Genomic DNA, 11128 nt, shown 5'->3' on the forward strand with positions numbered 1-11128 from the left:
AAATATGTTATAATTAATTCATGATAGTAATTTTATGTGAGTTAGTTATTTAGTAAGCTACTCGATAAATAGGAATTTGTAGAGGAGATTTTATGATAGAAGTTTTATTTGGAGAAAGTGGAGCTGCAAGCATGAAAATAGCAATAGAAAAAGGAGTTATTTCAGGAAGTCCAGAGAACGTTATTTGCCTTGCTTTAATGTTGGATATTGGTGATATTAAAGAAAAAGTAGATAGCACTTATAGACAAAATCTTATTTTTGATATGTATACACAAAATGTTTATGATAATAGTGAATATATATTAAAAGAACTTCAAGAGGTTGGAAATCAGTATATAGATGAACAGAATAGGCTTATGGATTATGTTTTAAAAGGAGAACCAATTCGAATATGGTATAGTAACACTCCATATGATATGTGTGGTTTCTATTATATATGTGATTTGTTGAAAGATATTTCAAATGAAATTTCTGCTGTGAAGTTGCCAGAATATGAATATATACAAATACATGATGTAGTTGTCTCATATCAAGGTTGGGGAGAAATTATACCAGAAAAATTTAGTGCATTTATTAGGTATGAAAGAAGAATATCTCAAATAGAAAGAAAATTATTTGGTAATAATTGGTTGGAACTTATAGAAGATAATAGTCCTTTGAGAGCTACAATAAATGGTCAGTTAATTGGGGTTTCAGTAGATTTTTATGACCATTTAATTTATAAATATCTTAAATTTAAACCTATGAAAGAAGTTCAATTAATTGGTAGCATTCTCGGAAATTATCCAATAGGAATTGGCGATTGGTGGTATGCATCAAGAATTGAACATATGATAAAAAATAACAAAATCAAAATAGTAGAAGATTCTGATATGAAATACCTAAGAATACTTTCAAATATTTAGGTGAATTCTAATTTATAAGATAGATTAATGCAACTTGAAGGAAATAATTCTAAAGTATTGTGAGGAAAAATTAAATATTAACCATTAAAAATATCGTATTATTCAAAAGTGATGCGGTATTTTTTGTTTCGTAATTCAAAAACAATACGAACTGAAAGTGAAATATGCTATTTAAAAATTGAATAATGATACATTTGCAATATGTGTAATAGTTTATTTATAATGGTAAGTGGTGGTAAAAAATAGATATACTTGAGGGGGTATTAGTAAAATAAAGTATAAAAAATTGGAGAAAAAGGATATTTATAAGTTCATAGAAATGCGATTAAATCAATTACAAGAAGAAGATGCTGAACCGTTATTTGATTTAGTACCTACATTGAATGAGTATTATGAAAAGCATTTTGATGATGGTACATTTGTTTCATGGTTGGCTATAGATGGTGATGAAATACTATATAATTAAAGTGCCAATTAGATAATAAAATAAGCTCTTTGAAGATTAAATAATGTGGTATTCATAGAATACCCTGTAATTATTAAAAGGTAAATAACAATTTGAAAGGAAGTTTTATTATGGGGGAATTATTAAAATTGCCTAATATTGGAGAAAAAGTTGAAAAGCAGTTAAATGAAGTAGGAATATTTACTTATGATGAATTAAAAAATATTGGCACAGAACAGGTTTGGATGAAAATACAAGAAATTGATGCCTCTGCGTGTATTCATAGATTATTAGCATTGGAAGGTGCAATTCAAGGTGTTAAAAAAATAGACTTATCAAAAGAAAGAAAAGCAGAATTAAAAGATTTTTATAATTGCCATAAAGACAAATAGCAATTTAGAGATTTATGAAATAAAACGAATATTATAACAAGCATTTAATAAATCTTTAAAGGAGTTGGAAAAATGGAAGAGATGGTACATCATCTTGCTTATTCATTAATTAATAAATTAAATAATAAAGGTGAGGGCAATAATATTGTTGTTGATTATGTGATTTTCAAGAATGATATGTTGCATTGTGGTATGGAGGAACATAGACAAGCTGCTATAAATGCAATGGAAATTATAGCAGAACGTTATAAGGAAACGTTTAATATTGAGAAATCTAAAATGCTAGGTGTTCCATGTTCTGTTGATGATTTTTTTGAAGACAGAATTGAAGCTGCATATGAGCATGCTTTTCTTGATCCACCATATGGCAGTGAATTAGAGAAAGAAGATTTTTTTCATGTTAACGATATTCTGTTTTCTCATATTAAGAACATTGATATATATGATTGGTGTAGTGGAATAGACTGGACTACACCAGATGTTTATTGGGAACATAAATGGTCTAATTATTTTGATTATGGGTTAGAATGGTGGGGTGTTATAAATAGTAATTTGTATTAATTTATATAGGAGTTGAGTAGTTATGTTTGATGATAATTTATTGAAAAATCTTTGGGATGATTGTGATTATTCATATAAAAAATATATATCTGACTATCCTACAGATGAAATAATAAAACAGGTAGAGCAGGAAATATTGTATAAATTGCCTGAAGCATATATAGAGTTAATGCGTATTCATAATGGAGGACTTCTCAAGAAAGATGCCATTCGTACAGAAACTCCTACAAGCTGGGCAGAAGACCACATAGGCATAACAGGATTATTTAGTATTGCTTTAGACAAATCATGTTCATTGTGTGGAGAATTTGGAAGTAGATTTTGGATTGAAGAGTGGGAATATCCTGACATTGGGGTTGCAATAGCTGATTGTCCATCAGCTGGACATGATATGATATTTTTAGATTATAGGGAATGTGGACCTAAAGGGGAACCAAGTGTTGTACATATTGATCAGGAATATGATTATGAAATAACTAAATTAGCAGATAATTTTAAAGAGTTTATTTGTAATTTAATTAGTGAAGAAGAATTTGATTTAGAGTATGAGTCCTCATGAAATGATTTTGATTAGTGATAGATTTCAGTAATTTAAATAGGAATTTGGATTGGAGATTATTTATATAGCAGGAGGTAATTACTATGAGTTTAGAATTAAAACAGATTTTTTTACCAAATTTTAATACAAATAATGTGTATGTGACTTATGAAAATAAGCTACAAACACGCACTATATTCGGAGATTTATCACTTAAAGCATTATTTGAAAAGCATAATGATGAAATTTTAAAAAATATAGTTAATGAAATAACTGATTATGTGAACGATGAAAATGTTTGTAATAATAACATTGATATGTTTCCTAGAAATTGTGAAATGACTGGTGAGTGGTATATTGGAGATATTTATTTTAAGGATTTTGATTATCTTAGTGTTATGACATGTTTTTTAGGATTTCACCCTAATTCAAAACAAATGCCCATTGATGATTATTTAGGGCTTGAAGTTCATTTTTTTTATGATGAAGATCAAGATAAATTTATTTTTGATGGAATTGACAGCTCTTGCATTTAGCTAAGATTTTTATTATGAGCATACCATATAGTTTAATAAATTCCAATTTGAAATTGGACATTATAAATAGTAAATTTGTGGAGGAAAAATATGTTTAAGTTAGGAAATTTAAAGTTTTATGTGGAGAGTGCCACGCTTAGTGGAAGTTTTATGGATTCTACCATGAGTAAAAGAATGGAGAGTACTGGATTATCAGAATTTTATTGGTTTATAGAAATAGATATGAGCGAAGGGGATTTTGTAATAGAATTAGATAATGAAGAATTGGAAGACGATGAAGAAATTTATTATGAATCGGTTTCGCCTTGTTTGTATCATAACAATGGTTTTAGGCTTGATATAAAATCATGGAAAGATATAGAAGGACTTTCTTTAAAATGGGATTCTCAATATAATGCAAATGGTGAAGAAGCGGGAACATTGTATGTTTTTGAACATGAAGATGTAACAAGTGGAACAATTAAATTCTTAGAAAGAAATGGAAATAAGTTTCTAGTTCGATGGACAGGAACTGCAAATGTGTATTGGGATGATGAATATGGTGAAGATGTTCCATTTTCTTTTGAAGGAGAAGTAGAATTTAATGGAATTAGTGCTAATTGTGATGATATATCAACTTTAGATGAATTAAAAATAATAATGGAGGAGTTTATTAATTTAGATGAATATAAATGTATATTCAATAATACACATGAGATTGAAACTGGGATTTCTCATGTGTGGAGATTTTTCCCTAAAAATATAGGTAAATGATAAATAGTTGAGTAATTTATAGAATAAAGGTACCAAAAAATTACATTAAATTGTGGAGGTGAATTTTTGATTAGTTTGTTATTAATGAAGCAGATTGCTGAACTTTTTTTAGTTATGGCCATGGGATTTATATTAGTGAAAACAAATTTATTGAAAGCAGAAGAAAGTAAAAGTCTTTCAATAGTTGCACTTTATTTGGTAATGCCTTGTGTGATTATTAATGCATTTCAAGTTAAATATACAGAAAGTATACGGAACGGATTGATTCTTGCTTTTGTAGCAGCTGTATTGATTCATATTGAATTATTAATTTTAGTAAAAATACTTGAAAAGATATTTCATTTGGATTCAGTTGAAAAGGTATCTATAATATATTCAAATGCTGGAAATCTAATTATTCCAATTGTAACTGCTGTTCTAGGAAAAGAATGGGTTATTTACTCTAGTGCATTTATGTGTGTACAGTTAGTTCTTTTATGGACTCATGGAAGAATGGTGATTTGTGAAGATAAGAAAATAGATTTAAAAAAAATCTTTTTAAATATTAATATGGTTACTATTTTCTTTGGAGTTTTATTATTTGTTACGAGGATTCAACTTCCAGATTTTATTACAGACACTATGGAGTCAGTAAGTGTTATGATTGGCCCTATTTGTATGATTGTAGTGGGAATGTTGATTGCAAATATGAGTTTTAGAAAGATATTTGCTTATAAACGAATTTACATAATTACTTTTCTTAAGATGATAGTATGTCCATTTATAAGTTTACTTTTACTTAAATATAGTGGAATGGGAAGTTTAGTACCTAATGGTAAGATAATTTTACTTATTAGCCTTCTTGCAACAATCACACCATCTGCATCATCAGTTGCACAAATGGCTCAAATATATGATAAAAACGGAGAATATGCTAGTGTTATAAATGTAGTTACGACTATTGTATGTATTGTAACAATGCCAATTATGGTTTGGTTATATCAAATATAAGATATATTAGTTAAGAATGTTATTTGAAAATTAAATAATACTATTTAAAAATGAAAATATTTTATATTTATTAAAAATATAGCTATCTTTCGTTTGAGAATAGCTATATTTTAGGGGGAATTTATAAATGAGTTTAGAAACAATGAAAGATAAAAGAAAAAATAAACCAAAAGGTGGGAAATTATTTAGAAAGTATTTATTTAGGGTTTTAACTTGCGTAGTTATTGTTTTATTAATTGGTTGTTTATACGGAAAAATTGGTGAATATAAAGATACAAAAAACTATCTTCCAGTAGGAAAAATGGTTGAGGTAAATGATAATAAAATTAACGTTTTCAGCGAAGGTGAAGGAAATACTACCGTAGTTTTTTGCTCAGGCCATATTACTCCAAGTGCATATGCTGATTTTTATCCTTTGTATAATGAAGTTTCAAAGTATACTAAAATAGTTACTTATGATAGGCCAGGGCATGGGTGGAGTGACGTAACAGACAAATCAAGAGATATAGATTCTATTGTAGAGGAAATGCACAGTGCACTTATAGAATCAGGAGAAAAGGCTCCATATATATTAGTTGGACATTCATATGCATCAGTACAGGTAATAAGATTTGCACAAATGTATAAAGATGAAGTAGCTGGCTTAGTTCTGATAGATGGTGGCAATCCTGAGTATTATGCTAAAAATGGCTTAGAAGTTAGCAGCAGTACAGCGTCTACTTATAAGGTACTGAAGTATACTGGTATAGCAAGGTTAGCACTTTACCATACAGATTATTATTCAAAAAACCTTAAATTACTACCTAATGATTTAAAAGAATTATATTTGTCAATGAGTTTAAAAACTATGTATAACAAAAATATTATAGATGAAGGCAATATGGCAAAAGATAATGCAAAAGTTGTTTTAGAGAATGGTTATTTAGATAATTTACCGATTAGAATACTAACTGCTCCAGATGATTCTGAATGGGAAAATAGCCAAGAAGCTTTGAAAAAGTGGTCTACAGATAGCATGCAAATGGTTGTTGAAGGGTCAACGCATGCTATACACCACACTTATCCTGAGGTTATAAGTAATGAAATAAAAAAATTGATAGAAAATCAGAAGTAGAATTTACTAGAACACCATATTATTCAAGTTTGAATTTTAGGGTGTTTCTTAGTTTGTAATTTGATTAAAAACCGAATTAAAAAATATATGTTCTCTGAAAATTGAATAATGCGGTATTTGCAAAACATGTTATAATATGGATTTAGAGAACGTTTAAATTACAAACGTATTTTAAAGTCAAATAGTAATATGAATCTTAGTTTATTATCAAATATAATAAACTAAACATTTTCTGTACAAGAATAGTTGCGACACTAATTTTTTTCTTAAGTATACTTTTAATTGAAGGGAGGTTATCTTATGGATTGGCTTACAAGAATGAATTGTGCATTGGACTATGTTGAGAATAATCTATTGAGTGAAATTGATATGGATGTTGTGGCTCAAAGGGCATGTTGTTCATCTTACAATTTTCAAAAGATGTTTTCGTTTATAACTGAAATATCTCTGGTTGAATATATAAGGAGAAGAAGATTAACTCTAGCTGCTTTTGAAATTCAAAATAGTGATGTAAAGATAATAGATATTGCCTTAAAGTATGGTTATGAGTCACCAGTTTCATTTACGAGAGCATTTCAAACATTACATGGTATAGTGCCCTCATTAGTACGTGATGGGGGTGTTATACTTAAAGCCTATCCACGAATATCCTTTCAAATTTCGATTAAAGGAGATAGTGAGATGGAGTATAGAATTGAAAGGAAAGAGGCTTTTGATATTTTTGGAATTGAGATTATTGGTTCTTCAACTGGTGATGAAAGTTACAAAAGCCCAGCTCAACTTTGGCAAAGATGCCACAGAGAAGGAGTGTATGAAAAGTTATTTAAGGATTCTGGAGATTTGCCATTGTTTATGCCACAAGACTTATGTAAGATTCATGGTGCAGTAAACTATAGGAAAACAGAAAAAAATACATTTCCATATATGATTTGTTCTTTCATAGGTAATAATAGTAAAACAGAAGGATATAGTATGGTGCATATTCCAGCGCAAACTTATGTCGTTTTTCCATCTAAGAAGTTTAAGTGGGATGAAGATTTATTAATAATTCTAAACACACTACAAAAAAGATTTTATAGTGAATGGCTACCTACTTCAAATTATGAGAAGATTGATGCTGCAGAATTTGAAATTTATGGTGGAACTAAAGAACATGGTTACATTGAACTATGGTATCCTATAGTGAGAAAAAAAGTTAATGACTAAATTTTGTAACTTCAATTTGTTCACGTTTTTGAGATAAGGTGCAGCAACTATAAAAATAAATAATTTCATATAATACCGTAGTATCCATAAGTAGATTTGCGGTATTTTTGCGTCGTAATACAAATACAATACGAACTGAAAGTGAAATATGTTATTTGAAAATTAAATAATGATGTATTTGTAATATGTGTAATAGTTTATTTATAATGGTAACATATTATAAAAGATAGATATACTTGAGGGGATAAAAAATGAACAAAATAAAGTATAAAAAATTGGGGAAAGGGGATATTTACTTCAAAATTATCTTTAGTAATTTTTGTATACAATTATGCGCTTGGTTCGAATGCAATCTTAAATTATCGAATCTAGTATCAATACTAGATTCGATACATAATACATTTTCATGATAACACGTTACTATATTTTTTAATATAAAATAATAAAGTAACAAACCCTATACCCTAAGCTAACTAATTATACTCATCATTAAGTGGCTCTGTTGCTTTAGAATTTCTTATACAAACGATATATTGAAAAAAATCTAACATATTTGCTTCTATTTCTTCTCCATTAAAAGTATAATACATTGGTGTTTCAGAAAAAGGTGAATTCTCACTCGTTAATTTATAAATGTTCAAATTACCTTCTAATAAATCGTTAGTTTCCTTAATTTGAGGGTACATAATGTTAAGTTCATTAGTAGTGTATTCCATATTATCAGTTATGCCCATCATATCGCAATCATCATAGTTATAGATTACTGTTAAAATCTTATCTTTAAATATTGAGTCATCAGAATTTAAATAGGCAGCAAACCACATTATATCTTTTTCTTTACTTTGAAATGTATGGTTAAGCCCCCATTGTCCATAATACTTCCCCTTAGGCAATTCCTTTTGAAGAATTTGAAAGTTTTTATATATCATGTTATCTCTAGTATTATTCCAATCTACGTACTCCTCATGCTTATATGCTTCTACACTATTTAATACGTTCAAATTTACAAGGTTAAAACCAGTAAAGTTTTCTCCAAGATACTCCTTATATATATTTTCATTCTTTTCTATGTTCTTTTGCAATTCATTTGAACATTGAGCAAATGTTTTATCAAATTCACCTGAATCATTAAATTTATTTTTAATCTTATCTATTACTGATTTTATTTCTTTAGGCGCTTCTTTATCTGGTAAAACATCTACTAAAAACTTATAGGCATTAATTGGTTGATGTTCTATATCAGCACCTACAACTTGAATTCTGCTTCCTTTAGGTAGAGTATTATTATACTCATATAACTTTTTTAAATGGTTATAACTATCTTTATTCCATGCAAATGTTCCTTTTAGTGGCTTATATATATCTTCTAATATTTTTATATCCCCAGTCTCTAAATACTTATTTATAAAATAAGCATCACTATAAGAGAGCTCACATAGATAATACTTAAAATCTGTTTTTTCTTTGAAATATTTTAAGAATTTCATATTTAATTGTTCATTAGCCTTAGTTCCATGAAGTTCAGCAGTAAAAAAAATTTCCTTTCCTTCTATATCTGAATCCATAATAGCTAAATCTTTAAATTCGCTTTCATCTTCTAAATCTACAGAACTATAATTTTTTTTCAAATACTCTTGCATAATTTCTCTTTTCTCAGGTGATTGTTCTAAACGCTTGTTAGAAAATTGAATTGAACCTCCGCCTTTTTTACATCCAGTTAATAATATACCTAATATAAAAAAAATTGATAGTAATCTTAGACTCACTTTTTTCATAATAATATTCCAGCCCTCTCTATAATAATTACTTGTTACTCACATCAATTGTAAAATATATACATAAAAATAACAATGTTTTTGGCAAATAATTATATTTATTACAGTTTTTAATTAATTGTTGAGAATAATCCTATCCTATATGTTTTTATGTGATTAAAGTTAAAGGTATTGAAGGAAAACTTAAAAGAATAGCTGATTATTCAGCTTATATCAAATTAATTAGAATTAAATAAAAAAAGTATATTAATAAAATGAAAATAAATTTCAACTTAATTTATCCACATTCTTTTAATTTAACATTATAACTAAAAATAATTTATTAAATCATCTCATCATTCAGAAATGAATTTGCGATATTTTTTACGTCATAATACAAAAAATGCGAAGTGAAATATTATTTAAAAATTGAATAATGCAGTATTTACAAGATATGTTATAATCGATTTATAATAAAATTATATAAGCAGTAGCAGAAAAAACACTTAATAAGAAAGTTGCTTAAGTAAGTAAAGATAATAATGTGATAGAAAAGAGAGGTACTAAAGATGAATACGTCAGCATCAATAACAGAATTTGTAGGAACAGCAATTGGAGATACCATTGGATTAGTCATAGCTAATGTTGATTGTTTTCTTCATGAAAAAATGGGGTTAGATAAAAAATATAGGTCTATAGGAATAATTAGTGGAAGAACAGGTGCAGGACCACATATTATGGCAGCAGATGAGGCGGTAAAAGCTACTAATACAGAAGTAGCAAAGATTGAAATGCCAAGAGATACAAAGGGTGGAGCAGGGCACGGTTGCTTAATTATTCTGGCAGCAGAAGATGTAACAGATGTAAGAAGGGCAGTAGAAGTTGCTCTTAAAGAATTAGATAGAACTTTTGGAGATGTTTATGCATGTGATTCAGGACATTTAGAGCTTTCGTATACTGCAAGTGCAAGCTTGGCATCAGCAAAAGCATTTGGCGCTCCTATTGGAAAAGCTTTTGGAATAATTGCTGGTGCTCCAGCTGCAATTGGTTTAGTAATGGCAGATACAGCAATGAAAGCTGCAAATGTTCAGATGGTAACATATGCTAGCCCCGATTCAGGAACGGCACATACAAATGAAGTAATAATAACAGTTACTGGAGATTCAGATGCTGTTAGACAATCAGTAATAGCTGCAAGAGAGATTGGATTATCTTTATTAAAAGCAATGGGGCAAGATACTAAATCTTTGACTAAATCATATATTTAGAAGATAAATATAATTTAAAAGTTAAATTATAAAAATAAATGCTTTATTTGAGCACCGTATTATTCAAAGCTGAATTTTACGGTGTTTTTACGTAGTATATAGAAATGAAAATTTATTATTGGAAGCCTATAGGGTTTCCATTTTTTCTTGTAAAGTATAGTGAACATATATTACAAGAATAGATTATTTAAAGCATTTTAAACATTAACCTTCTAATCTTTCACTAACTGTAAGTGTTTTATTTTAATAAATCCATTTATACTAATTATATAGGGAAACAAGCTACAATTTAAATTTATTCAATAACTTTAAAATATTTTCGTGCAAGATGCAGTGTTGAGTTCCAAGTGATTCGGAGCATGTCTCACTATTTTGGGTATCCAAGTTTTGGAATGGATAATTTTAAAAGTCAACTTGGAACCCTATATAGGGAAACAATTTCTAACTTAAATTTATACATGAAATTTTTGTTATCAGTTGAGAAAAATAAGTGCAAATATATTTAGTTAAGAATTATGAATTATGAATTATGAATTTAGGATGAAAGTGGCAACCACTTTCTGAAAATGATTTTAAAAAATCTATCAATATAATTTGATTTGAAAGTTTATAAAAATATACGTTGAGAATTACTAGGAACGAAGTAAATAGTAATAACCACAACTG

12 protein-coding genes are annotated in these 11128 nt (G+C 28.2%); 11 read left to right on the forward strand and 1 reads right to left on the reverse strand.

The genetic code is table 11. The features are described 5' to 3' along the window. The first annotated feature begins 92 nt into the window (after positions 1 to 92). From ACYUE0_RS15470 to ACYUE0_RS15515, 10 genes are all read left to right on the forward strand, one after another. Entirely contained in the window at positions 93 to 905 is an 813-nt protein-coding gene (locus ACYUE0_RS15470; RefSeq protein WP_460271385.1) for a DUF1835 domain-containing protein, read from the forward strand. A 286-nt stretch (positions 906 to 1191) separates the two neighbouring features. Beyond that, the gene (locus ACYUE0_RS15475; RefSeq protein ID WP_460271387.1) at positions 1192 to 1371 is read left to right on the forward strand and encodes a hypothetical protein; all 180 of its coding nucleotides are present in this window, start codon (positions 1192 to 1194) and stop codon (positions 1369 to 1371) included. A 110-nt stretch (positions 1372 to 1481) separates the two neighbouring features. Further along, on the forward strand, positions 1482 to 1742 hold the full coding sequence (locus ACYUE0_RS15480) for a TfoX/Sxy family protein (protein WP_460271388.1): 261 nt from the start codon (positions 1482 to 1484) through the stop codon (positions 1740 to 1742). Between the two features lie 72 nt (positions 1743 to 1814). After that, the gene (locus tag ACYUE0_RS15485; RefSeq protein ID WP_460271390.1) at positions 1815 to 2303 is read left to right on the forward strand and encodes a hypothetical protein; all 489 of its coding nucleotides are present in this window, start codon (positions 1815 to 1817) and stop codon (positions 2301 to 2303) included. 22 nt (positions 2304 to 2325) lie between these two features. Then, positions 2326 to 2862, forward strand: coding sequence for an SMI1/KNR4 family protein (locus ACYUE0_RS15490; protein WP_460271392.1), 537 nt, complete (start codon positions 2326 to 2328; stop codon positions 2860 to 2862). An 83-nt stretch (positions 2863 to 2945) separates the two neighbouring features. Beyond that, positions 2946 to 3377 (forward strand): hypothetical protein, encoded by a 432-nt coding sequence (locus ACYUE0_RS15495; protein WP_061996284.1) that lies wholly within the window; start codon positions 2946 to 2948, stop codon positions 3375 to 3377. Between the two features lie 90 nt (positions 3378 to 3467). Then, on the forward strand, positions 3468 to 4130 hold the full coding sequence (locus ACYUE0_RS15500; protein ID WP_460271394.1) for a hypothetical protein: 663 nt from the start codon (positions 3468 to 3470) through the stop codon (positions 4128 to 4130). A gap of 66 nt (positions 4131 to 4196) precedes the next feature. Next, positions 4197 to 5120 (forward strand): AEC family transporter, encoded by a 924-nt coding sequence (locus tag ACYUE0_RS15505; protein ID WP_460271396.1) that lies wholly within the window; start codon positions 4197 to 4199, stop codon positions 5118 to 5120. Between the two features lie 127 nt (positions 5121 to 5247). Next, positions 5248 to 6234 carry an alpha/beta hydrolase gene (locus tag ACYUE0_RS15510; protein WP_460271398.1) on the forward strand — a complete coding sequence of 329 codons (987 nt, stop codon included), beginning with the start codon at positions 5248 to 5250 and terminating at the stop codon, positions 6232 to 6234. A 300-nt stretch (positions 6235 to 6534) separates the two neighbouring features. Further along, complete coding sequence (locus tag ACYUE0_RS15515) at positions 6535 to 7440, forward strand: AraC family transcriptional regulator (RefSeq protein ID WP_460271400.1); 906 nt, start codon at positions 6535 to 6537, stop codon at positions 7438 to 7440. Positions 7441 to 7913: 473 nt separating this feature from the next. Here ACYUE0_RS15515 and ACYUE0_RS15520 read toward each other — a convergent pair whose 3' ends face one another. Beyond that, a complete protein-coding gene (locus tag ACYUE0_RS15520; RefSeq protein ID WP_460271402.1) occupies positions 7914 to 9215 on the reverse strand; it encodes a TraB/GumN family protein in 1302 nt (433 codons plus the stop codon). A 548-nt stretch (positions 9216 to 9763) separates the two neighbouring features. Between ACYUE0_RS15520 and pduB the strand changes: the two genes are divergently transcribed. Beyond that, positions 9764 to 10462, forward strand: a complete 699-nt coding sequence (pduB, locus tag ACYUE0_RS15525) for a propanediol utilization microcompartment protein PduB (RefSeq protein ID WP_199869932.1) — start codon at positions 9764 to 9766, stop codon at positions 10460 to 10462. The last annotated feature ends 666 nt before the right edge of the window (positions 10463 to 11128 follow it).

This window comes from Clostridium sp. CTA-19 (genome assembly GCF_054767855.1).

Bases quoted from the DNA above. Each gene is read 5' to 3' on its own strand.
- ACYUE0_RS15470 (WP_460271385.1), top strand. From the start codon at position 93: ATGATAGAAGTTTTATTTGGAGAAAGTGGAGCTGCAAGCATGAAAATA.
- ACYUE0_RS15480 (WP_460271388.1), top strand. From the start codon at position 1,482: ATGGGGGAATTATTAAAATTGCCTAATATTGGAGAAAAAGTTGAAAAG.
- ACYUE0_RS15485 (WP_460271390.1), top strand. From the start codon at position 1,815: ATGGAAGAGATGGTACATCATCTTGCTTATTCATTAATTAATAAATTA.
- ACYUE0_RS15490 (WP_460271392.1), top strand. From the start codon at position 2,326: ATGTTTGATGATAATTTATTGAAAAATCTTTGGGATGATTGTGATTAT.
- ACYUE0_RS15495 (WP_061996284.1), top strand. From the start codon at position 2,946: ATGAGTTTAGAATTAAAACAGATTTTTTTACCAAATTTTAATACAAAT.
- ACYUE0_RS15500 (WP_460271394.1), top strand. From the start codon at position 3,468: ATGTTTAAGTTAGGAAATTTAAAGTTTTATGTGGAGAGTGCCACGCTT.
- ACYUE0_RS15510 (WP_460271398.1), top strand. From the start codon at position 5,248: ATGAGTTTAGAAACAATGAAAGATAAAAGAAAAAATAAACCAAAAGGT.
- ACYUE0_RS15515 (WP_460271400.1), top strand. From the start codon at position 6,535: ATGGATTGGCTTACAAGAATGAATTGTGCATTGGACTATGTTGAGAAT.
- ACYUE0_RS15520 (WP_460271402.1), bottom strand. From the start codon at position 9,215: ATGAAAAAAGTGAGTCTAAGATTACTATCAATTTTTTTTATATTAGGT.
- pduB (WP_199869932.1), top strand. From the start codon at position 9,764: ATGAATACGTCAGCATCAATAACAGAATTTGTAGGAACAGCAATTGGA.